Annotated in this window: 19 protein-coding genes; 13 read left to right on the top strand and 6 right to left on the bottom strand. The window is 55.3% G+C overall.

What is annotated here, in order from left to right:
* Positions 1-21: 21 nt before the first annotated feature.
* The 4 genes from WF513_RS11570 to WF513_RS11555 are packed head-to-tail and all read right to left on the bottom strand — an operon-like array spanning position 22 to position 2,892.
* Positions 22-741, bottom strand: coding sequence for a formyltransferase family protein (locus WF513_RS11570; protein ID WP_339079526.1), 720 nt, complete (start codon positions 739-741; stop codon positions 22-24).
* Positions 738-1,313 (bottom strand): hypothetical protein, encoded by a 576-nt coding sequence (locus WF513_RS11565; RefSeq protein ID WP_339079525.1) that lies wholly within the window; start codon positions 1,311-1,313, stop codon positions 738-740. The genes WF513_RS11570 and WF513_RS11565 overlap by 4 nt, the downstream gene beginning before the upstream one ends.
* Complete coding sequence (locus WF513_RS11560) at positions 1,310-1,828, bottom strand: adenylyl-sulfate kinase (protein WP_136662577.1); 519 nt, start codon at positions 1,826-1,828, stop codon at positions 1,310-1,312. The genes WF513_RS11565 and WF513_RS11560 overlap by 4 nt, the downstream gene beginning before the upstream one ends.
* The gene (locus WF513_RS11555; RefSeq protein ID WP_339079524.1) at positions 1,828-2,892 is read right to left on the bottom strand and encodes a CDP-glycerol glycerophosphotransferase family protein; all 1,065 of its coding nucleotides are present in this window, start codon (positions 2,890-2,892) and stop codon (positions 1,828-1,830) included. The genes WF513_RS11560 and WF513_RS11555 overlap by 1 nt, the downstream gene beginning before the upstream one ends.
* Before the next feature lie 125 nt (positions 2,893-3,017).
* On the opposite strand from WF513_RS11555, the gene WF513_RS11550 reads away from it, so the two are divergent.
* From WF513_RS11550 to WF513_RS11490, 13 genes are all read left to right on the top strand, one after another.
* A complete protein-coding gene (locus tag WF513_RS11550; RefSeq protein WP_339079523.1) occupies positions 3,018-3,482 on the top strand; it encodes an acyltransferase in 465 nt (154 codons plus the stop codon).
* 1 nt (position 3,483) lies between these two features.
* Positions 3,484-4,593, top strand: a complete 1,110-nt coding sequence (locus WF513_RS11545; RefSeq protein ID WP_339079522.1) for a DegT/DnrJ/EryC1/StrS family aminotransferase — start codon at positions 3,484-3,486, stop codon at positions 4,591-4,593.
* Between the two features lie 147 nt (positions 4,594-4,740).
* On the top strand, positions 4,741-5,160 hold the full coding sequence (locus tag WF513_RS11540) for an FdtA/QdtA family cupin domain-containing protein (RefSeq protein ID WP_339079520.1): 420 nt from the start codon (positions 4,741-4,743) through the stop codon (positions 5,158-5,160).
* A 70-nt stretch (positions 5,161-5,230) separates the two neighbouring features.
* Positions 5,231-10,822, top strand: a complete 5,592-nt coding sequence (locus WF513_RS11535) for a glycosyltransferase (protein WP_339079519.1) — start codon at positions 5,231-5,233, stop codon at positions 10,820-10,822.
* 291 nt (positions 10,823-11,113) lie between these two features.
* Positions 11,114-12,598 carry a flagellin gene (locus tag WF513_RS11530; protein WP_339079518.1) on the top strand — a complete coding sequence of 495 codons (1,485 nt, stop codon included), beginning with the start codon at positions 11,114-11,116 and terminating at the stop codon, positions 12,596-12,598.
* A gap of 72 nt (positions 12,599-12,670) precedes the next feature.
* Positions 12,671-13,066 carry a flagellar protein FlaG gene (locus tag WF513_RS11525; RefSeq protein ID WP_339079517.1) on the top strand — a complete coding sequence of 132 codons (396 nt, stop codon included), beginning with the start codon at positions 12,671-12,673 and terminating at the stop codon, positions 13,064-13,066.
* A gap of 74 nt (positions 13,067-13,140) precedes the next feature.
* Entirely contained in the window at positions 13,141-14,874 is a 1,734-nt protein-coding gene (gene fliD, locus WF513_RS11520) for a flagellar filament capping protein FliD (protein ID WP_339079516.1), read from the top strand.
* A complete protein-coding gene (gene fliS / locus WF513_RS11515) occupies positions 14,874-15,266 on the top strand; it encodes a flagellar export chaperone FliS (RefSeq protein WP_339079515.1) in 393 nt (130 codons plus the stop codon). Before fliD ends, fliS (WF513_RS11515) begins: the two co-directional genes overlap by 1 nt.
* Before the next feature lie 72 nt (positions 15,267-15,338).
* Positions 15,339-15,719, top strand: a complete 381-nt coding sequence (fliS, locus tag WF513_RS11510) for a flagellar export chaperone FliS (protein ID WP_339079514.1) — start codon at positions 15,339-15,341, stop codon at positions 15,717-15,719.
* Positions 15,720-15,746: 27 nt separating this feature from the next.
* On the top strand, positions 15,747-16,043 hold the full coding sequence (locus tag WF513_RS11505; RefSeq protein WP_339079512.1) for a flagellar protein FliT: 297 nt from the start codon (positions 15,747-15,749) through the stop codon (positions 16,041-16,043).
* A gap of 234 nt (positions 16,044-16,277) precedes the next feature.
* The gene (locus WF513_RS11500) at positions 16,278-17,750 is read left to right on the top strand and encodes a sigma-54 dependent transcriptional regulator (protein ID WP_339079511.1); all 1,473 of its coding nucleotides are present in this window, start codon (positions 16,278-16,280) and stop codon (positions 17,748-17,750) included.
* Positions 17,751-17,957: 207 nt separating this feature from the next.
* Positions 17,958-19,169 carry an ATP-binding protein gene (locus tag WF513_RS11495; protein WP_339079510.1) on the top strand — a complete coding sequence of 404 codons (1,212 nt, stop codon included), beginning with the start codon at positions 17,958-17,960 and terminating at the stop codon, positions 19,167-19,169.
* Between the two features lie 6 nt (positions 19,170-19,175).
* On the top strand, positions 19,176-20,582 hold the full coding sequence (locus WF513_RS11490; protein ID WP_339079509.1) for a sigma-54 dependent transcriptional regulator: 1,407 nt from the start codon (positions 19,176-19,178) through the stop codon (positions 20,580-20,582).
* Positions 20,583-21,066: 484 nt separating this feature from the next.
* Here WF513_RS11490 and lapD read toward each other — a convergent pair whose 3' ends face one another.
* Complete coding sequence (lapD, locus tag WF513_RS11485; protein ID WP_339079508.1) at positions 21,067-23,016, bottom strand: cyclic di-GMP receptor LapD; 1,950 nt, start codon at positions 23,014-23,016, stop codon at positions 21,067-21,069.
* Between the two features lie 9 nt (positions 23,017-23,025).
* Positions 23,026-23,718 (bottom strand): cysteine protease LapG, encoded by a 693-nt coding sequence (gene lapG / locus WF513_RS11480; RefSeq protein ID WP_339079507.1) that lies wholly within the window; start codon positions 23,716-23,718, stop codon positions 23,026-23,028.
* Between the last annotated feature and the right edge of the window lie 92 nt (positions 23,719-23,810).

The raw sequence follows: 23,810 nt of genomic DNA, 5'->3' as shown, positions 1-23,810 counted from the left end.
GTGGACGTCTTTGTTGCTGCATCAGTTCTCGGGCAGGCTTAGCAAAGCCAAATGCTTGAGTAACGGATGGATGACGTAATAGGTATTGCCGTCCTCCCGCTGCTGGTGCATGAGCGCGTCCAGTTTGCCGCTGGCCTGGTAGCGACGTAGTACCTGCAGCAGCAGGTCGGCGCGAATCGCCGTGTCATAACGTCGATCTATGTCGGTACCCATGGGCGGTGCCGGATAGTGTTTTCGCGCCAGTACTGGGCCCGTATCAATGTGGGTGTCGAGGAGTATTGCGCTGGCGGCACAGGTGCGTTCCTCCAGCAGGCTGTAGTAGACCGTAGTACTGCCCCGATACTCTGGAAGCCAGCCGCTGTGTATGTGCAGCAGTGGGATACCCAGTTCGATTAGTGGGGCCTTTACGATGTGGCCACCATAGCCGGAAAAAATCACCAGGCGCGGGGCAAGGTCACGTACGGCCTTAAGAACCTCTGTTGCATTGATGTCACGGGTCGCGAGGTAAGTGCTGGGCACGCCGGCGTCGGCCAGGGTTTTGCTCAGGGGAATGCTCAGGTCCGGGAGAAGAACCCCCGACACGATCTTTGCCGGGGCGAGTGGTCCGGCTTCACTGGGCGGTGCCTCGCCAAGCACGAGGGCATGGGACGGCATCAGCTCATGCGCGGCTAGCGTTTGCACATAGGCTTGGCTGCGTGCGCTGTGGGCCGCAATTAGCACTACATCGTTTAGATATGTCATTGAGTTATTTCTACCGCCACGGCTGCAGCAACGTCTGTCACCCACTTATGTTCGGCGTGGATTAGCCACGCCAAATGCGCGCCTTGTTCCGGGCACAGGCGTTCCTTGATGGATATTAAGCTGTCCAGGCTCTTCAGCATGCCATTGAGGAAGGGCAGCGAATTTGGCTGTGCGGCGTAGTGCAGGCATAGCGAGGCGAACTGCAGGTAAAGCTCCAGCTCTTCATATCCACTGTCGAGCACGGCTCTGAAGTCGCTGTTGTAGCTGCGATAGAGACGTTTGCTGACTTCGAAACGTTGCAGCAGGCGCTCGGCAGTGCGTCTGTTCTGCAGATTGTCGGATGCGTCCGTAAGCAAACCAGCGAGCAGTGCTGCAGTGTTGAAGCCATTCGTTATGGCAAGGTAGGGGAGGGATAAACCGAGGCGTTGCGGCTCTGGGAGGCAGGCCAATGCTGCCTGCCGGCTGGCGCGCCAAGCAGGAAAGAATGCTGCGCCGTGATACTCGCTATAGAAATAGGTGTTGCGCTCTTCCAGGCGGTTGCTTTGGCTGTAGGGATAGCTGACGCTGCTCATGCCGATTCTTGTGCCTGCTCAATAATATGACGTGCCAGTGCGCTGACATCGCCTGGCTGGCTGGTGTCAATTTCCAAGTCAGCAGCCGTTGGCGCTGGAAAGGCAATATCCACGCCCACCATATCGTTCATTTCGCCGGCCAGGGCCTTGCGATAAAGGCCTTTGGTGTCGCGTTCCAATAGCGTCTGCATCGGCGGGTTAAGGTACACCTCAAAATAACGTTGGAACTGTTCCCGGTTGCGTGCGCGCAGGTCGGGGAAGATCGACAATATGCTGCACACCACATTGATATTCTGGGCGTCGAGCCAGGCGCAAAGCTCGAAAATACGCTCGGCATTGAGTCGCCGCCCGGCCATGCTGTAATCGGCTGCTTGGGTGTCTTGGCGAAATATTCGCCGCACCTCGTCACCGTCAACCAAGACAGTGTTGGGCGCGCTGGTTTTCCACTGACTGACTATTTCTTTGCCTAGGGTGGTTTTACCGGAGCCCGATAGGCCGATCAGCCAGATGACCATTAGGCTCTTCCTGCTAGTGAGCGTGCAGCGTTGGCAATAGCCAGGGCAGCAACCTGGCCGGCGTAACCATAAAATGGGGCGAAGTAGTACTGACTGAGGCTGGCGCGCACGCTGCGCTGGGCCGCCCATAAGGCTTCGTCATCGAGCATCTCCTCTAGCCTTCCGGCCTGCTGAGCAGTGAGGTGTGGCATGTACTTGCGTAACCAGATGTCGGAGGAGTCTTCACCCATTAACGGATCGCTCTCGGCGTTAGGCAGGTCTAGGAGCAGTACATTACGGTCGGTATAGATACCGCCGAAAGCTGAGCCACCGTAGTCACAGAGCAGGAAGTCGGCCAGCTGGAACAACTCGACGTTATCGATGTGCTCACGAATCACACAGTTGAACCGCTCGAGCTCGCGCATGCGTGCAGGCTCGTCGGTTAGGGTGATGGGGTGTGGCTTGACGATCACGTTGTAGTGCGTTTGCAGCCGGGCGATAGCGACTGCGAACAGATCAATTGAGCTCAGTGTGCTCCAGGTAGGTAGCCACACTACAGTCTTGCGCGACGGATCAAGTTTGAGTGCGGTCAGGCTCGCAATGCGATCGAGTGGTTGGTTGAAGAAGCGGTCAAAGCGCGGGTAACCCATCTGGACTTTTAGCGTGTTCCGGCAGAACTCCAGATGTTCAGCCTGGTATGGGCCAAAACACAGGATGCTGTCGTACTGTTGATTCCACGGTTGAAAGTTCCAGCCTGCCTTGCCATTGGCGTACATGAACCTCAGGTTGCAGCGGCCGATAGATTTGGGCAGGTAAGGGGAGTCGGCGCCGCGCAGATAGTGTTGTGGAAAGCTGGAGACCAGTGTGTTGTAGCGTTCCTTGCGTGCCAGCCGCTCACGGGCATCACGCCAAGGTAAATTCCGCCGTTCGCTGGCTGCTATGACCGTATCAATATCTTGCTGGGTTTTGCCGGTGACCGCGATTTCCACACTGCCCGCTGGCAGGTGTTGCCAAACAGCGTGATAGTGATTAAACATCTCAGGATTATGAATCAAAAAACCAATACGATCGAGTTCGCTCGCCATGCCGTCCAATCCTGGCAATTACTGTTGGCTCATGTTACTGGAAATCCGCTGGCCGTTAAGGTGTTCTTCCGTGACGCTGCAAATCAGGCTTGCTACCCTCATCCATTCAGTAAGTGAGGCGATATATGGCATCCATTCATCCATCTGCGGACGTTCAAAGCCAGTCGATCGGCGAAGGCACTTCGGTTTGGCAGTACGTGGTGATTTTGCAGCGGGCGCGTATAGGGCGGGACTGCAATATAAATGCGCACTGCTTCATCGAGAACGATGTAGTTCTGGGTGATCGGGTGACGGTGAAGTGTGGAGTCTATCTGTGGGATGGTTTGCGTGTTGCTGACGATGTGTTTATCGGCCCTAATGCCACATTTACCAATGATCGCTTACCGCGCTCCAAGCATTACCCCGATAGCTTTGCCGAGACCGTGATTGAACAAGGCGTATCGATCGGCGCTGCTGCCGTCATTTTGCCGGGTCTTACTATTGGTAGCTGCGCGATGGTCGGTGCTGGCGCTGTCGTCACTCGTGACGTCCCACCGCGCGCACTTGTTGTAGGTAATCCTGCACGTATCGTGCGCTATCTGGATGAGTAACATGTTTCCTTTTCTTGATCTTGCTGCTCTTAATCTGCGCGATGAAGCCGCATTGACCGAAGCTTTCCAGCGCGTACTCCGATCTGGTTGGTATGTTCTGGGGGCGGAGGTTTCTGCGTTTGAGGCAGAGTACGCTGCGGCGTGCGGCGTACAACACGCTATTGGCGTCGGTAACGGCCTTGATGCGTTAACCCTGATCCTGCGCGGTTATATCCAGTTGGGGCGTTTGGTTGAGGGCGACGAAGTCATTCTGCCGGACAACAGCTTTATCGCCACTGCCTTGGCTGTAAGCGAGGCCGGGTTGACTCCAGTGCTGGTGGAACCTGATAGCGTAACGTTCAACATAGATTCTGCCGCTGTTGAAGCGGCTATCGGTGCGCGAACCAGAGCCGTGATCGCCGTGCACCTCTATGGTCAGCTCGCCGATATGGGGAGTTTGCGGGCACTCGCTGATCGTTATGATCTTTTGCTTATCGAAGATGCGGCCCAAGCCCATGGTGCTCTTGACGCTCAGGGTCGGTCAGCCGGCTCGCTTGGCGACGCGGCGGGTTTCAGTTTTTTTCCGGTAAAAAATATTGGGGCGCTCGGCGATGCCGGAGCTTTGACCACGCCCGACGATGCGCTTGCCGAGCAGGTGCGTAAGCTGCGCAGCTATGGCTCTAGCCGCAAGTACGTGCACGAGGTTCAGGGTGTCAACTCGCGGTTGGATGAGCTTCAGGCTGCATTTCTACGAGTGAAACTGCTGCGCATGGAAAGTGATGCATGCGCTCGCCGAAGGATAGCCACACGCTACATCGCCGAGATCTGTAATCCACACCTGCGTTTGCCGCAAGCGCCGGCAGTTGCGAGCAGTCATGTCTGGCATCAGTTTGTGCTTCGCTGCGAACAGCGTGAAGCGCTCCAGGCTCATTTGGAGCGCAGCGGTGTGCCGAGCCTAATTCACTATCCCATTCCAATTCATAAACAGCAGGCTTACCAAGGCTTCGCCAATCTGAACTTGCCGTTGTCCAGCCAGCTGGCTGGCGAAGTACTCAGTCTGCCTCTCTATCCAGGGCTTGCGGATACTTGGATCGATCGAACCATCGACGCATGCAATGCTTTCCGTGCGTGACATGGATGGGTGGTTCAAATTTTGCTATAGAACATAAAAATCGTGGTGGTCATGTTTTTTTGACACTACGGCTGCTCAATCCCTACCGCTCTATAGATGGTCGAGAGTATGCGGAGTGGGTTCTACCAGCGTATTTGGAGCGCTTATATGTCTCTTCAGCACTGCAAGATCATCGACCTGCCGATCATTGAGGATCGTCGCGGCAACCTCACGTTTATCGAGGGTGGTAACCACATTCCCTTTGATATTAAGCGTGTTTACTACCTCTACGATGTGCCAGGTGGCTCCCATCGAGGTGGGCATGCGCACAAGGGCTTGCACCAGTTGCTGATCGCCATGTCAGGTAGCTTCGATATTTTACTCGACGATGGTCGTACCAAATTCAAGTACCACCTCAATCGCTCCTATTACGGTCTTTATATCCCGCCAATGATCTGGCGGGAAATCGACAATTTCTCCAGCGGGTCTGTGTGCATGGTGCTGGCGTCTGAACACTTCAGCGAAGACGACTATTACCGTGATTATGATCAGTTCAGTCAGGCTGCCTCTGGCAAACCCCTCGGCTAACTAAGCACGCTGCGTCTTTACCTTTGACGTTATTTCTTTCTATTCAATTGGTTCAATCGGAGTTTTCTGTATGCCCCAGTGGAGTCATCTGCGAGATACAGTCGTCAGCGCCAAGGTGGTACCTGTTCGCAGCGCTGCGGGCTGCATCGAGCTGATGGAGCTGGCCACGGCTAACTCATGGTCACCTCCTTCACTGGAAATGGTGAACTTCTCGTTGGAGCAAAGCGTCCGTAAGGCAACGCAGATTACGTTGGCGCAATACCGTGGGCGTTTTCACGATGTGCGCCTGGTAGCCGGTATGGCGGGCATTGGCGATATCGCTCATGGTGAGTACATCTGCGACGGTGTTTATGACAACCTCGGCCGAATTAATAACGCTTGGTATGAGAAGCACGGGCTGCGCATCAACGACAGTGGCGAATGCCAGTTTTACTGTGGCAAGAGTGAGCCCTTACGCGTGGCTAATGCGATCGCTTTTTTTGGTTGGGAAAACGGCAACTATGCCCACTGGTTGAGCGAAAAACTTGGGCGTTTTTACTGGATCAATCAGGCGGTGTTGCCGGATGACACTGTTCTGTTGGTAGAGGCCGGTTTGCCGAGCTCGATCATGGAGTCCCTCGCGATCTTCTGGCCGCGGGAGAAAACTGTCTGTGTTGAGTTTGGGCGCGCTTGCGACGTATCGGTTCTTCATTACTTCTCCGATACCGCCGACATCTGGGAGCCGCGTGCCGGCTACGTTTACCGAGGCGATGAGTATCATGTTTATCCGACGGCAATCGCCTGGATGGCCTGTTATGTGAAGTCTCGCTATGAAGCAATTGACGGCCAGATCAAGGCTTATCTAATTCGCCCGCCGGGTGGTAATGGTCGCACTATCGTCAATCAGCAGGAGGTGATTCGTCAGTTGCAAGCCGATGATTTTCAGGCTTTCCAGCCGGAAATCAGCGACTTTGCTACGCAGGTTCGGAGTATGGCGTCCTGCAACCTAGGCGTCCTGGGGTCGGGAGCCGCTGCCGCTAATCTGCTGTGGATGCCCCAAGGGGCAACCCTGGTCATGCTGATTCAGGACAATCCGCAGATGTGGTATTGGTTCTTCCACACCCTGGCAGCTGCAGTAGGCGTGCGCCTGGTTTACCACCCAGTACAGGGTTTGCCTGGTACCCATACGGTCGTATTTCACTGGAGTGTCGAGTTTCCGGTGAGTGAGCTGCGGCACTGGCTGGCCCAAGATGCCGTACGCCGGGAAGAACTCTCGCAAGCGCTTCCCGAGCAGCCATTGAGCGCTGAGGCGCTGCATGGCGAGTTGGCTAATCGGCGTAAACCTGCCGTGCTGGCTTCGCTATCACCAGGGCTTGCTGCGTCAGCAACCCAGGTCGATGTCACTGTGGCCGTTATGTCCTATAATAACGCCGCGTTTATTGGTCAGACTATTGATTCGATCCTGTCTCAAGAGGGTGTTCGAGTCGAAGTGCTGGTCTATGACGACTGTTCGAAAGATAACAGTCTGGCGGTTTTGCAGGGCTACGCTGACGAGCCACGCCTGCATTACGAGGTCAACGCGCAGAACCTCGGCATGACCGGCAATTACAACAAGTGTGTGGCCGCCGGTAGTGGGCGTTATATCGTTGTTTTGGGCTCAGACGATATTCTTTATCCAGGACATTTGAGCTCTCTAGTTGAAGCGCTTGATGCTAATCCGCAGGCTGCATTGGGCTATACGCAGTGTTACTGGATCGATGAGCAGGGCACGCGCACTCAGTATGCTGAGCACCCTGGGCACCGGCCTCAGTCGTATTGCGGGGGGCGTGACGAGGTCATTGACCTGCTCAGTTTCGACAACTACATCACGCCCTCGGCCGTTATGTTACGGCGCAGCGCTTTGCATTTAGTGGCCCTCTCTGAAGGCGGTATTCATCGTCACGACATGCTGGCTGGTGACTGGGAGTTGTGGGTTCGTCTGGGCCGCGTTGCTCCAGATTTCGTTTTCTTACGTCAACCCACTGTGGGCTATCGGGTTCACGAAGGGCAGATTTCAAAAAGCTTCTATGGCAGTGATCGGCCTCTGCGCGAGCATACCGAGATACTTGAAATAAGCCTTGCTGATGCGGCAACTCGCGATCGCATGATCGCCGCTGCGCAACCGATCTGGCAGCTTTATAGGCAGCGTATCGAGGCGTATACACCTGAGGTGCGAGTGCCCTTGCAGGCCCGCATCGAGGCGATCCGTAACACGCTTTTGGAAAGTGCCGAGCGTCCAGAGTTGGAGTGCCAGTTCTCGATCATTCTCACCACGTATAATCGTCCAGACCTACTCAAGGATGCTTTAGGCAGCGTTGAACAGCAGAGCCTGCGCGACTTCGAGGTGATACTGGTCAACGATAATGGCGACCCAGTCGAGTCGCTCTTGGCCGGTTATGAGTTTCCGATCACCTACCTTCGTCAGGGCTCTAATCGCGGCTTGTCTGCTGCACGTAATGCTGGCTTGAAACAGGCAAGAGGCCGCTACGTCGTCTACTTAGATGACGATGATATTTACCTGCCGAACCATTTAGCAGTCTTGGCTGAGGCGTTTGCGGCGCATCCACGCAGCGTGGTGTACACCGGTGTGGAGTACGTCAGTGAGCGCCTGGAGAATGGGCGGCGGATCGAGCAGGGCCGCAGTAGGCCGTTTGAGCATGACATCTTTGACCGCGACCGCCTGTTTGTTCAGAACTACATCCCGGTTAATACTTGGGCGCACCCTCGTGACATGCTGGATGAGGTCGGAGAGTTCGATACGGGACTGGCTGCATTCGAAGACTGGGACATGCTCCTGCGCCTGGCCACACGTTACCCGTTTGTGCATGTGCCAGTAGTTACCAGTGAGGTACACACCCGCGACCAAGCGGCTGGCAGCGATCATATGCTGGGGCGGGAGCGGAAAAACTTCCCGGAGCTCTATCAAACCTTGTATAGGCGTTATCTCGGGTCGGCCAGTGAGGCGCTGAAGCAGGGTCGTGAAGATATGCTGCAGAGTTTGGGTGTCCTGGCTGAGGCGAGCCCGGAAGATCCGGCACTGCAGCGGTGGCTCGCCGAACGCCTGCCAACGGAAGCAGAAAACAAACTGATCAACCACTACTTGCTAGAGCATGATGGCGGACCGCTGATCGGCATTATTGTGCTCGATACCGAGACGGATTCGTCGTTATTGATGCGAACCCTGAAGAGTCTGAGTGGTGAGCGTTGTCTCTATGCCACTTTGAAGATTGTGGTTCTAACCAGCAGCACTGTACCGGCCACATCAGCTTCTGATAAGTTGCACTTTATCCAGCTGGCGGGCGGGGCAATTGCCGAGCAACTAAACCAAGCTATCAGTGTCAGCGATTTTACTTGGTTCATGCTGGTCCGTGCTGGCGATGAGTTCACCCCGAGTGGGCTGATGGTCGCAGGGCTTGAGCTAACGGCCAACCCCAAGTGTCGTGCGATTTACGGCGATCAGTTGCAGCGCTTACCTGATGGCAGCCTTGGTGGTGCCTTTCTGCCTGGCTTCAATCTTGATTTGCTACTCAGCTTCCCGCTGGTTATGGCGCGCCACTGGCTGTTCCGCCGTGATGTCTTTCTGGCTGCTGGCGGCTTTGATGCGCAGTTCGCCGATGCTCTGGAGTTTGATCTTCTCACCCGCTTAATTGAAGCAGAGGGTTTGCTCGGGTTGGGTCATGTTGATGAGCCACTGCTAATCATTGACGCGCCTGCACTGCGGGATAACCCGGATGAGAGGCGAGTAATTGAGCGCCATCTTGCCCAGCGCGGTTATCAGGCGCGGGTTATTCCAGGGCTAACTGCCCGTTACCGCATCGATTATGGTCATTCGAGTACGCCGCTGGTATCGATCATCATCGCGGTTGATGCCCCTTTGGCCTGCCTGCAGCGCTGTCTGGATAGTTTGCTCGAGAAGACTCGTTACGGACATTACGAGATACTGCTCGGTGCCCATGATGGATTGGATGCCGATACTCAGGCGTGGTTGCAGGGGATTGCCAGTCTGGCTGATGCTCGGCTCAAAGTCGTTTCTGCGGGCGATATCGTGTTGGCCCAGAATCAGGCGGCTATGGCCGCTAAAGGTGAATACCTGCTGCTACTGTCTGGTGAGTCGGTGGCGGTGAGTGAGGTCTGGCTGGACGAGTTGCTTAATCATGCGCAGCGCCCTGAAGTCGGTGTTGTTGGCGGCAAACTGCTGAGCGGTGATGGCCGTATTGATCAAGCCGGTTTGCTACTTGGGCTGCGTGGCCCTGCTGGCCGGGCTTTCGCCGGTGAGGCAATGGACAGCGCGGGCTATCTGCAACGCCTGCAGGTCGATCAGAACTACAGCGCCGTAAGTGATGCCTGCCTGATGGTACGCACTGATATCTTTCGTCAGCTTGGCGGCCTGGATGTCACGCTGAGCGCATACCGCGATGTCGATTTCTGCCTGCGCGTTCGTGCTGCAGGCTACCTGACCGTATGGGCTGCCCATGCGGTGCTGATGCATGAACATGTATATCGAGAGCCTGACGTTGGCGAGCAAGACGCACTCTACGAGCGTCACCTTCCAGACATCGCGCGTGACCCTGCCTATAACCGCAATCTGGCATTGAGTGGTCGTGGTTTTGATTTGGAGAACGATTCTGGCCTGACCTGGCGACCACTGAGCTGGCGACCGCTGCCAGTAGTGCTGGCTCATCCGGCTGACCCCTTTGGCTGCGGTAACTATCGTGTGATTAAACCGTTTTCTGCGCTAAAGGATGCCGGTATGGCTGACGGCATGATGTCCATCGGCCTGTTGCAGGTACCAGATTTGGAGCGCCTTGATCCGGATATTATCGTGCTTCAGCGTCAGATCGGTGATGAGCGCTTGGACGCCATGCGGCGGATCAAGAGATTTTCGCGCGCTTTCACCATCTATGAATTAGATGATTACCTGCCCAACTTGCCCCTAAAGAGTGTGCATCGTGCCCAAATGCCCAAGGACATACTCAAGTCCTTGCGCAAGGGGCTGAGCTTTGTTGACCGGTTCACGGTATCTACGGCGCCGTTGGCCGAGGCCTTTGCCGGTTTGCATGGCGACATTCGGGTGATCGAGAACCGCTTGCCAGTGGATTGGTGGAGCGACTTGTCGGCTAAGCGCCGGCGAGGGAGAAAGCCTCGCGTAGGCTGGGCCGGTGGTGTCAGCCATACCGGCGATCTTGAACTGATTGCTGATGTGGTGAAGGAATTGGCCGGCGAAGTTGAATGGGTTTTTATGGGCATGTGTCCGGATAAAATCCGCCCTTATGTCCATGAGGTGCATCCTGGGGTCAGCATTGATCTTTACCCGGCAGCATTGGCGAGCCTGGATCTTGATCTTGCGTTGGCTCCAGTTGAGCAAAACTTATTCAATGAGTGCAAAAGTAATTTGCGCCTGCTTGAGTACGGTGCCTGCGGCTTCCCGGTCGTGTGTAGTGATCTCATCTGTTATCAGGGCGCACTGCCGGTAACCCGGGTGAAGAACAGGTTTAAGGACTGGGTCGATGCAATCCGTATGCACATCAGCGATCTGGATGCGACTGCCATGGTGGGTGACGAGCTACGCCGGCAAATACAGGAGGGGTGGATGCTTGAAGGTGCAAATCTCGAAGCATGGCGCGTCTCATGGTTGCCTGATTGATGCCGACACAGTGCTAGCGATGGTTTAGGGCAACGGTAGAAAGTGTATTTGTGCATGAAGAACAGCGATATTTGCTGTCGAGATATCGTCAATTACTCGGTTTTTCATGGTTTGGTCGCTTAAGTGTCTGTCCTGGTTGTGGAAAAAAAAACAGCACGAGCTGCTAAAGCTGCTCATAAGACCGCCGATATAAAGATCGAATGCGAACTTTATGGGGCGTCTGAGCAAAGCAGGCCCGAAGCTCGCAAGCTCAGACAAACTTAGTATCACGGTCCTTTGGAGGCAAACACCATGGCCCTTACAGTCAACACAAACGTAGCGTCACTCAACACTCAGCGTAACCTCAACAGCTCATCTAAAGGCTTGGACACCTCATTGCAGCGTCTGTCCACAGGGTTTCGTATCAACAGTGCCAAGGATGACGCTGCCGGCTTGCAGATATCTAACCGTCTGACCAGTCAGATCAACGGTTTGAACGTTGCGACTCGTAACTCCAACGACGGTATTTCTTTGGCGCAAACCGCTGAAGGTGCATTGCAGCAGTCGACCGGTATTTTGCAACGTATTCGTGACTTGTCCCTGCAGTCTGCTAACGGCTCCAACGGCGCGACTGAGCGTGCAGCCCTCCAAGGCGAAGTGTCGCAGTTGCAACAAGAACTCAACCGTATTTCTGAAACTACCAGCTTTGGTGGCCGCAAGATTCTTGATGGTTCTTTTGGTTCGCAGGCATTCCAAGTTGGAGCAAACGCTTATGAAACCATCAGCGTATCCATCGGTTCTGCTGCTACCGACCGTATTGGCGTAAACCGTTTCACCACCGACAGCGCTGGCGCTGTGGCTACAGCTTCCGGTGCAGCATTCAGTGCTACCTCGGGCAGTTCCTACGGCAGTGCCTCATTTAATATCAACTCCAAGTTGTCTGACGGTAATGTTGCGATCTCTGGCGCAGCCAGCGGTTCAGCAAGTGAAGTAGCGCGCGCAGTTAATGCAAAGAGTGATGAAACTGGTGTGACAGCAAACGCACGCACAGTTGCAACGCTTAGCGGTATCACTGCGTCGGGTACTGTATCTTTCGATCTTTCTGGTCTAACCAGTAAGTCACTTACTACTGACTCTGCTACCGTCTCTGCAGTGGTGAATGACCTCACCGACCTGTCTTCCTTGGCCGATGCAATTAACCGTGAAACTGGTAAGACTGGCATATCGGCTGTTTCTAAGGGCGATACCATTGAATTAGTAAGCTCCCGCGGTGATGCGATTGGCATCAGCAACTACGCAGGTTCTGGTGGTGCTAGTCTGCAGACGAATAGTTTCGATGGCAAAGACGATGTGGGTACTGCTGCAGCAATTGTTGCTGGTGGTGGTGCGCGTGCCGATGGCCAAGTTCAACTTGAGGCCGCGGATGCTTTCAGCGTGAATGGTGTTACTGGCGGTTTGGGAGCTGACGGCTTCAGCGAGCTTGATGCAGTGAATACCATTGATATCAGTACCGCTGCCGGCGCTCAGAGTGCTCTCGGTATTGTTAACGGTGCGATTTCTAATATCGACAGCCAGCGAGCTCAACTTGGTGCGGTGCAAAACCGCTTCGAGAACACCATCTCGAACCTGCAGAACATCGCTGAGAACTCCTCGGCTGCTCGTAGCCGGATTCGTGATACTGACTTCGCTGCCGAAACATCGGAACTGACAAAAAATCAGATCCTGCAGCAGGCTGGTACTGCGATCTTAGCCCAGGCCAACCAGCTGCCTCAGGCTGTCCTCAGCCTGCTCGGCTAAAGGTAAAAGGGCTAGACTGCGGGGGGGAGGGCTTTGCTCTTCTCCCCGTTCCCTCATTCTGAGGATAAAGTTATGGACATTAGTTCTATTCAGAATTCGTCAGCACCCACTGCAGTTGCTTCTAAGGCTGAGCGCACACCAAATTCCTCTGCAAAAAATGTTACTGCAGAGAGTGTTGAACGTAAGCCATCTGAAGCTGTAGCAACCAGCAGCATCACAAAATCTGAGAGTGGCTCCCCGGCCTCTCGAGAAGAAATCGAAGCGGCTGTAGCGACGATTCAGGATTTTGTTCAATCGGTTCGTCGCAGCTTAAATTTTTCCCTTGAAGAGGGCAGCGGGCGCGTAGTTGTTAAAGTGACCGATGCAGGTTCAGGTGATGTGATTCGGCAAATCCCTTCTGAAGAAGCGCTGCAATTGGCAGAGAATCTTTCGGAGGTTCGTAGTTTGTTGTTCAAAGCTGAAGCTTAACCAGCAGGTTGGCACAGCTTTTGACTGATAACGCCTAACAAGTGTTTTTAGTCATTATTTTGGCGAGGTGATTTATGGTCGGGATTACGGGCGTTGGCTCAGGAATCGATATCGACAGTATCGTCAAGGCGTTGGTTAACTCTGAGCGAGCTCCTAAAGAGCTGCAGCTTAATCGCCTTGAGCAAACCACCACCTCGCGTATATCGGCGCTGGGCACTTTTCGTTCGGTAGCTAATGAGTTCAATTCTGCGCTGCAGGGGCTGACTAAGCTTTCTGCGTTTCAGCGTACCTCTGTAAGCTCATCCAGCAGCAGTGTATTAACGGCAAGTGCCACTGGCTCGCTCACTGCCGGGAGCTTTAGCCTTCAAGTCCAGCAATTGGCATCCAGCAGTAAGGTGGCACTGCAATCTGTGAGTGGCCCCCTCACTGGTTCAAGCGCAGCCACCTTCAACAGCGGGTCGTTGAACATCACAGCAGGTACAGCCAGTCTGGATGTAACGATTGATGCCAGTAATAATTCTCTCTCTGGTGTCCGTGACGCGATTAACAGTGCCGGCGAGTCTCAGGGCATTAGTGCCAGTATTATCAGTGACTCCTCCGGCTCGCGTCTTGTTCTGAACTCAAGCAAAACTGGAGCGGGTAACGATATTGCCGTGGCCGTAAGCGAGGATGGTGCACTTACAGGCAGCAACTCACTCAGTAATTTCAGCTACTCAGCCAACGAAACTGCTGTGCGACTGCCTGCATTTGCCGGCGGATCAGCGGCTACTTTTAAAGAGGGTACGCTTAACCTGACATCAGGCACTGGCTCCGCGGCGATTACCATAAGCGCTGGTATGAGTCTTACTGAGGTTGTGGACGAAATTAATGCCCAGGGTGGTGCACAGGGGTTTTCTGCAGCACTCGATGGTAATGAGCAATTAGTCATACGCACAGCATCTGGTGGCGATCTTGGCGTCTCTGTAGCAGACGGCGTCACTGGGGCTGGTGATAATGATCTAACGGCCTTGTCGATTGCCAGTGGTACAAACAGTCGAGCTGTAGATGTGGCCAAGTCAGCGCTGTTCAAGGTAGATGGCATTTCCTTCGACAAAGCAACTAACACCATCACCGATGCAATCGATGGAATAACACTTAATTTGGTGAGTGCTCAGTCTGCTACTGATATTGCTGCAGGTAAAAGTGTCAATGTCACCGTAGGAGAAGATCGCGGGCTGGCGCGCAGTAATTTGCAAAAGTTTGTAGATGCCTACAATAAACTCGTTCAAACCACGGGCGAACTCACCGCAGTTGTTCAGTTAGGTGAGGGTAAAAAACCAGTTACCGGTCCTCTGTTGGGTGATACGTCAATTCGTAACCTTATGTCCGGTGTTCGCAAAGAGATGGGGCAGCTTGGAGATTCTGGCGGTATCCAGTCCCTTGCTCAGCTCGGCATAACCACCGGTAAAGATGGCAAGCTCAGCTTGGATTCGAGCAAGTTAGATTCAGCCTTACAGGGCAGTAATTATGCCAAGGCTGCAGAGTATCTAGCTGGCGAGGGCGGTTTGATGTCACGTCTTTCGGCTGTAGCCTCACCTTATGTAGGCACAGGTGGCGTGCTAGATGAGCGACAAAAAGGCTTACAAAGCACTGTCAGTAATATCGACAAGCAGCGTGAGGCCCTCAACCTTCGTATTGAAAAAGTCCAGACCCGTCTATTCGCCCAATATAACGCCATGGATTCTCTCGTTGGACAGCTAAAGCGCACCAGTGAGAGCTTGGCCAATCAACTTGCTAGCCTGCCAGGTTTTGTAAGGAAGGATAAATAATGAACCAAAAACCAATTGATACTTATAAACAGGTCAATACCAGCCATGATGTTTCGCCCTATCGCACAGTCCAGCTGCTGCTTGAGGGGGCACTGCAGCGTGTGATGCTAGCCAAGCATGCGCAAATTGAGGGTGATGCTGAAATTCGTGGCTTAGCTGTTGGCAGCACCATCACCATTTTGGGTGTATTGCAGGCCAGCTTAGATAAAGAGTTAGGTGGCGAAATTGCAGAAAATTTAGATTCACTGTACGACTACATGACCCGCCGTTTGGCGGGGGTCGCGCTCGACAGTACACCGCGGACGTTGGATGAAGTTCGTGCGTTGCTTGAGCAAATTAAAAACGCTTGGGACGCCATTGGCCCAGAGGTTGAGCCTGCTGTAGGAAGTTGATTTTGTTGCTAAAGCTTTGCGCTGCAGCGCCGATACTTAAAGTATCTAGCATGCACAATAGCGAGAATAGTGATGAACGCGATGGCCGCTCTTAAGCAGTATCAAACCGTCAACACCCAAGCCCAAGCAATTGAAGCCAGCCCGCATCGCTTGATTCAGATGTTGATGGAGGGGGGGCTCACTCGTCTAGCCCAAGCTCGCGGAGCCATGGAGCGCGACCAAGTTTCTCTTAAGGGTGAGATGATCAGTAAGGCTATAGGTATTATCGGTGGCCTGCGCGAAGGGCTTAATCTTGAAGCAGGTGGTGAAGTCGCTGCCAATCTTGATAGCCTCTATGAATACATGGCCACGCGCCTAGTTGAAGCCAATGTGCAGAATGTAATAGCGCCATTGGATGAAGTTTCTGTATTGCTGCGCAATGTAAAAGTTGCTTGGGACGCGATTGCTGAGTGATGGCGTTATCTGGCTAAGGAGATATTCATGAGTTCATGCGTCCAGCGTCTCGAAAAAACCGGTAGCGCGTTGCGCAGTGCCTTGGCCAGCCAAGATTGGACTGCCATTGGTGAGCTGGATGTGCAGTGTCGCCAAGCAGTGGATGAAGCCATGGTTGAACCAGTGGTTGATGAAGACACGCTGCGTGCCCGCATGCAGGAGTTGCTCGACCTCTATCGTGAGTTGGTAAACGTTTGCCAAACTGAGCAGCAGCGTTTGGCGCAGGAGCTGGTTCAGCTCAACCAGTCACAACACGGTGCCAAGGTTTATCAACTGTTCGGTTGATGCGCGTTCTCGGTCGATGCTCCTCGCATCGGCCTTCCAGTCGTTGTCTATGTTCTGCCCTCGATTGTCCCTTCTCTTTGCTCATAACGTTCATTTGCCTCTTCAGCGCATATTCGCACGCCATAAAATTGACTATTAACAAAAAATTGACTTTACTACTGGCCAATTGCCGGTGCCGAGTGAGTTTGTAGTGGGCGGCGGGCGCGTTTTTCACTCCGGGATTAGAAATAAATTATGTGGCGTGAAACCAAAATCCTCCTTATTGACGACAACCATGAGCGCCGCCGCGACTTAGCGGTGATCCTTAATTTCCTCGGTGAAGACCACCTAGCCTGTGACAGTCACGGCTGGCAGCAGCTGGTAGCAGGGCTCGGTTCCAGCCGTGAAGTGCTCAGCGTGTTGCTCGGTGATGTGAACGCTAAAGGCGGCGTGTTGGCCATACTTAAACAGGTGGCTGAGTGGGATGAGTTCTTGCCGGCGTTATTACTCAATGAGCAAGTTGCACCGGAGTGGCCGGAAGAGCAGCGCCGTAGTGTCTTGGCCAGCCTGGAAATGCCGCTTAGCTACAACAAGTTGCTGGACTCACTGCACCGCGCCCAGGTTTACCGTGAGATGTACGATCAAGCCCGCGAGCGCGGCCGTCAGCGTGAGACCAATTTGTTTCGCAGCTTGGTCGGCACCAGCCGCGCCATTCAGCATGTGCGGCAAATGATGCAGCAGGTGGCTGACACCGAGGCCAGTGTGCTGATTCTGGGTGAGTCGGGCACCGGCAAAGAAGTAGTCGCGCGTAACCTGCACTACCATTCTAAGCGCCGTGAAGGCCCTTTCGTCCCCGTCAACTGCGGGGCAATCCCCGCTGAGCTGCTGGAAAGCGAGTTATTCGGCCACGAGAAAGGTGCCTTTACCGGTGCCATTACTAGTCGTGCTGGGCGTTTTGAGTTGGCCGGTGGCGGCACGCTGTTTCTCGACGAAATTGGTGATATGCCATTGCCTATGCAGGTAAAGCTGCTGCGCGTTCTGCAGGAGCGAACTTTCGAGCGAGTGGGCAGCAATAAAACCCAGAATGCCGATGTGCGGATCATCGCGGCCACGCATAAAAACCTTGAACAGATGATTGAGCAAGGCAGCTTCCGCGAGGATCTGTATTACCGTCTGAATGTCTTCCCCATCGAAATGGCGCCGCTGCGTGAGCGCATCGAAGACATTCCCTTGCTGATGAATGAATTGATTTCGCGCATGGAGTTTGAGAAGCGTGGCTCCATCCGCTTCAACTCGGCGGCCATCATGTCGCTGTGTCAGCACGACTGGGCGGGTAACGTGCGCGAGCTGGCTAATCTGGTTGAGCGCATGGCGATCATGCACCCCTATGGCGTGATTGGCGTCGGTGAGTTGCCGAAAAAATTTCGTCATGTTGACGATGAAGACGAGAGCATGGTGGCCAGCTTGCGTGAAGAGCTGGATGAGCGCGCCACGCTGATGGCTGGGTTGCCCGGTGTCGATTCAATGGCCATGCTGCCGCCTGAAGGTCTGGACCTGAAAGACTATTTGGGCAACCTGGAGCAAGGCTTGATCCAACAAGCGCTGGATGACGCCAGCGGGGTGGTGGCGCGTGCCGCTGAGCGTCTGCGTATTCGCCGCACCACGCTGGTGGAGAAGATGCGCAAATATGGTATGAGCCGCCGTGATGACGAAGGGCTGGATGACTGATTAGGCGCTCGCCAATAAGCCGGCCCTCTGTACACGTGTGGCTTGTTGTAGCAACCAGCTTGCTGGCGAGCGAGTCGGAAGTTTGACGCCTTCTGCGGTTATGCATTTTCAAGCTGTTGAAATGTAAAGGATATTTTTCAGGCACGGGTATTGCTATCTCTCTTGCAACTGACTGTCTTATGACGGCTCGCTGCGCGAGAGATAACCATGACTAGCAACGCCCAACGCCCTGAACCTACCGAAGTGCCCGCCACACCTGTCGAGCAGGCCAGCCGTGCCGGCCTCGAGCAGGCCTTCGCCCTGTTTAACCAAATGTCGACCCAGCTCAGCAGCTCCTACAGCATGCTTGAAACGCGAGTGACCGAGCTTAAAGGTCAGTTGGCGTTGGTCAGTGCCCAGCGGATGCAGGAGTTGGCTGAGAAAGAGCGCCTGGCTAACCGATTGCAGAGCTTGCTGGATTTGCTGCCCGGTGGCGTCATCGTCATTGATGGTCAGGGCGTGGTGCGCGAAGCCAATCCAGTGGCGCGTACCCTGCTCGGCCAGCCCTTGGCCGGTATGCTCTGGCGTCAGGTGATCGCGCGTAATTTTGCCCCGCGCGAAGACGATGGCCATGAAATTTCCCTTAAAGATGGCCGGCGTTTGTCGATTGCCACCCGCTCATTGCGCGCTGAGCCGGGCCAGTTGGTGCTGTTGACTGACCTGACAGAAACCCGGCGTTTGCAGGATCAATTGTCCCGCCATGAGCGTTTGTCCGCCCTGGGGCGCATGGTCGCGTCACTGGCCCATCAAATTCGCACGCCGTTGTCGGCTGCGTTGCTGTATGCAAGTCACCTCACCGAGCAGGTGCTGCCAGTTGAGCAGCAGCAGCGCTTTGCCGGTCGACTAAAAGAGCGCCTGCATGAGTTGGAGCATCAGGTGCGCGATATGTTGATTTTCGCCCGTGGCGACTTGCCGTTGCCGGATCGCTTAGCCCCAACGGCGCTATTTGATGCCCTGCGCAGTGCAGCTGAACCTCACGTGCTGGGCATGCAGGTGCGTTGGCAATGCGACAGCTGCGCCGGTGAGTTGCTGTGTAACCGCGACACGCTCGTTGGCACCGTGCTCAATCTGATTGAGAACGCGATTCAAGCGGGCGGTCGTGAGGCGCACTTGAAAATCCACCTGTACCAGCGCGGCGACGCTGTTCGCTTGTGCGTCAGTGATAACGGCCCAGGCATCGACAGCGTGACGTTGGCGCGGCTCGGCGAACCTTTTTTTACCACCAAAACCACCGGTACCGGGCTTGGCCTGGCAGTGGTCAAAGCAGTCGCACGCGCCCATCAGGGCGATGTGCAACTGCGTTCGCGGCCGGGGCGCGGCACGTGCGCCATTATCACGTTGCCGCTATTGGGTGCTGCGCACCCCTTGATTCAGGAGTAAGCAGCCATGGCGAGCAAAATTTTATTGGTCGAAGATGACCGCTCCTTGCGCGAAGCACTGGCCGATACCTTGGCGCTGGGCGGGCATGATTACCGCGCGGTTGATTGCGCTGAAGCCGCATTGTTAGCGATTGCTGAAGAGTCTTTTGGCTTGGTGGTCAGTGACGTCAATATGCCCGGCATGGACGGCCACCAGCTGCTCGCGCAAATTCGCCAGCGCCAGCCGCAATTGCCGGTGTTGCTGATGACCGCTTTTGGCGCGGTTGAGCGTGCAGTGGATGCAATGCGCCAAGGCGCAGCAGATTACCTAGTCAAACCTTTTGAGCCCAAGGCCTTACTGAGTCTGGTCGATCGGCATGCCTTGGGCCGTGTTTCCAGCAGCGAACAGGATGGCCCGGTCGCCGAGGAGCCTGCCAGCGTGCAATTGTTGGCATTGGCCACACGCGTGGCGCAGAGCGATTCCACCGTGCTGATTACGGGTGAATCCGGTACCGGCAAAGAGGTGCTGGCGCGCTTTATCCACCAGCAGTCGCCACGGGGCAATAAACCCTTTATTGCCATCAACTGCGCGGCGATCCCGGACAACATGCTCGAGGCCACCCTGTTCGGCCATGAGAAAGGCGCGTTTACCGGGGCGATTGCCAGCGCGCCGGGCAAATTTGAGCTGGCTGAGGGCGGCACTATTTTGCTCGATGAAATCTCGGAAATGCCCCTAGGATTGCAGGCCAAGCTGCTGCGTGTGCTGCAGGAGCGTGAGGTCGAGCGGGTGGGTGCGCGCAAGCCGATCACCTTGAATATTCGCGTGCTGGCCACCAGTAACCGCGACTTGGCTGCAGAAGTAGCGGCGGGGCGCTTTCGGGAAGACCTCTACTATCGCTTGTCGGTATTCCCGCTGGCTTGGCAGCCGTTGCGTGAGCGCCCAGCGGATATCGTGCCGCTGGCCGAGCGTTTACTGGCCAAGTACGTGAAGAAAATGAACCATGCACCGATTCGGCTTTCTCCTCAGGCGCAGATGAGTCTGATCAGCCACAGCTGGCCGGGTAATGTGCGCGAGCTGGATAACGCTATCCAGCGGGCATTGATCCTGCAGCAGGGCGGTTTGATTCAGCCTCAGGACCTCTGTTTGCAAGCACCTATTGGCGCCTCAGTTGCGCCTGTTGTGCAGCCGTTGCTGGCGGTGGTCACTAACAGTACACCGGTGCCAGTCGATAACCCGACGGCCGAAGCTGGAGCGTTAGGCGATGACCTGCGCCGGCATGAGTTTCAGATGATCATCGACACCCTGCGTGCCGAGCGCGGCCGCCGCAAAGAAGCCGCCGAACGCCTCGGCATCAGCCCGCGCACCCTGCGTTATAAACTGGCGCAAATGCGTGATGCGGGCATGGATGTCGAAGGTTATTTGTTCGCCAGCTAGAACGGGCCATGCTTGCGCTGAAAGTTACCCGGATTGCGCTAAGGCTTATCCGGGCTACGTCTGCGTTTGATGGGCTTTATAGAGAACGGTCCAGTATTCAAAGCCCTGGGCTTTTGTAGCCCGAACAAGCGAAGCGCCGTCCGGGAATGCTCAGGCCGCGGGTTAATCACGGTGCGAGCCACCCCTGCGCTTCTTGCGCTGAGGTTACCCGGATTGCGCTGGGGCTTATCCGGGCTACGCCGATGTTTTGTGGATTGCATGGGGAACGCTCCAGCATTCAAAGCCTTGGGTTTTGTAGCCCGGACAAGCGAAGCGCCGTCCGGGAAAAACGGTGAGGCCTCGGGTTTATACCGGTGTGAGCCACCCCTGCGCTTCTTGCGCTGAGGTTACCCGGATTGCGTTAGGGCTTATCCGGGCTACGTCGGTGTTTAGGAGGTTGCACAGGGTCAGGTTTAGAGCCGCGTTTAAGCCGTGAGTTTATCTGTCAGTTCTTCCATGGCATCGGTGCGCCAAGAAGGCGGCCCATGGCGCCGTATAGACCCAGTTCTTTGAGCGCGGTCAGCTCGCCTTCGGTTTCGACCATCTCGGCAATCAGTGGCAGGTCGATGCTGTTAGTGGCGCGGAACACGGCTTCGATAAACATGCGTTTATCACTTTCTTCGTCGATGGCGCGGATGTAGGTGCCGTCGAGCTTTAGGTAAGCCAAGCCTAGGTGAGTGAGGTTGCCAATAAGGCTAAAGCGCCCGCCGAAGTGCTGCAGGCCGAGGCTGTAACCGGTGCTGCGAATGGCTTGGCTGAGTGCTTCCAGTTCGGCTGCCGGTGGCAGGTGGCGCTCGTCCACTTCAAAGGTCAGTAGGTCGGCTTGCTGTGGGTGCTGTTTGAGAATTTCTTGGATGCGCTCGAGTGTTGCGCGGTCATGCAGGGTTGCAGCAGACAGGCTCAAAGCCAGCGGCGCGGCATGTTGGCTGAGGTGCGCCAAGCTGTGTTCGAGCATGGCCACGTCAAAGCGTGCAGTCCAACCCAGGCGTTCGATCCACGGTAGAAAACGCCCTGCGGCAATCGCTTTACCCTGCGGGTCGAGCAAGCGCGCCAGCACCTTGTGATGCAACACCTGGTTACGGTCAGCGCAGTGCATCACTGGCTGGAAGTACAACTGCAGTTTGCGCTGGCTTAAGGCATCGTCAATCCAGGTACGCCACTCATGCAGGCCTTGGGTTGTCTGGGTGTTGTAATCATCCAGGCGCACCCAGTTCTGGCTGGGGTCATTTTGCGTTTGCGCCAGCGCTTGGTCGGCGCGGCCGATGACTTGGCTGGGTTCTTCGCCGGGGCGAAATGCGGCTATACCCATGTGCGCCACCGGTGTGCAGTCGCTGGCACCGGTTTGGCGCAGATTTTCCAACCCGTTGTGGAGTTCGCTGGCGAGCAGGTCGGCTTCTTCACTGCCAATGCCCGGCACCAGTAGGGTAAATTCGCCACCGCGGCTGCGCGAAGCCAGCCAGTCAGTACGGTTTTTCTGGTCGAGTAGGCGTTTGAGCAGTTCGCCGATGGCGGCAATCAGTGCGTCGGTCTGTTGGCCGCCGAGGCGTTGGTTGAGGCCTGCCAAATCATTGACCCGTAACAGGATCAAATAGCCTTCAGCATTTTGTTCATGGATGGCCAGTTGATGAGCCAGACGGATATCAAACAAGCGGCGGTTGGCCAAGCCGGTGATACTGTCTTGGTAGGCTTGCTCGCGCAGTTTCTCGCTGCGAGCGGCTTCTTCGGCAAACAGGGTTTTTAACTTTTCCACCATTTGGTTCATGGCGTTGACTACGCGCTTAAGTTCCGGGGTGCGCGGTACTGTTGGCAGGGTGAGAAATTCGCGGCGGGTAATGGCTTGCGCTTGTTTGACCATGTTATCCAGTGGGCGCAATTGGGTGCGCAGGAGCCAGCCGCCGAGCACGGCACTGACTAAGCCGCAGAGCAGCAGCCAGAGCAGGCTGCCGATGGCGCTGTCCCACAATTTGGCCAGGGCGAACTGTGGATTACTGATCACTTCAACCCGCGCTGCTTGCTCCCAGCCCCGCATGATCAATGCATCGCCACCTTGCGGCTGCAGGTCTACTAAGTCACTGAACCAAAGTGGCACGCTTTCAGCTGCCGAATCGCCACTGTGGCGTTCGATAATGACGTCATCGCCTGGGATGCGCACCACGCGGATGCTGTTGAAATAGCCGCTGTCGAAAATCGAGCTGACCATCAGTTCGATCATCGCCGGGTCGTCTGCATGCGGCGTCATCGACAAGCCTAGCGCCGTGGCAGCGTCCTGAGCGTGTGAGCGCAGTTGGCTGAGCGATTGCTCGCGCGAGCTTTCTACACCGGCGATAAAACTGCCGGTGAAGGCCACTACCAAAAATAAGCAGATCGCCAGAAATAGCTGTTTGAGTAGAGACATAGGTTCCTCCTAGCCTTCGCCGATGGCGAAGCCCTCCGTGCGCATTTTTTTCAATAAGTCCTGCCAGCGCGAGAGTCTTTTCGAATCGCTTTTTTTGCTGTTGGAACCTGGGAGATAGAGCCCTTCGGCATTGAAGGCATAAACCGGCAGCAGGTCGCGGCGCTGCGACGCCGGTTTGATTACGTTGATCAGGTTATCCAGTACCAGCGGCTCGGCGCCTGGGCTGGCGTAATACGTCAGGACCATATGGGCTTGGTTGTAGTTGAGCGCCTTGACGTAGGTGATACGCATTTTTTCGCTGGGGATACCAAGGCGGCGCAAGGTGAAGTACTTGGCGAGGGAATAGTCCTCGCAATCGCCTTCGCCCTTGACCAGCATCTCCACGGGGGTGGCCCAGTAGTCGTTTTGCTTCCAGATTTGTATGTCGTCAGAGAAACGGATCTGCCGATTGAAGAAGCGATTAACCTCAGTTAGCTTGTCCAGTTCGCTGCTCGTGCTGCTGGCCTTGATTTGTGCCTCCCACGCCTGGATACGTGATTTGCCTTGGCCAAGGTTGCCGTAGCGGCTCTCGGCTTTTTGCAGGATCACCCCAAAATCCCAGTCGCCCACAGCGCTGGCCAAACCGATCAGCAGGATGCAGCTGCCCAGCAACACGCGGTTGAGGTGCTTGAACCATCCGTAAGTAAGCTGACGGTGAGGCATGTGCCGCGCCTTGGCTGGGGAGTTGAGAAGTCTAGGTGCTGCTGCGAGCTGGCGCATTGAATATAACCAATGCGAAATATACCCATTGTTGC

Origin of the sequence: Pseudomonas sp. TMP9 (assembly GCF_037943105.1) — a bacterium.
In the GTDB taxonomy this organism is placed as follows: domain Bacteria; phylum Pseudomonadota; class Gammaproteobacteria; order Pseudomonadales; family Pseudomonadaceae; genus Aquipseudomonas.
This window is presented reverse-complemented; position numbering and strand designations above follow the sequence as displayed.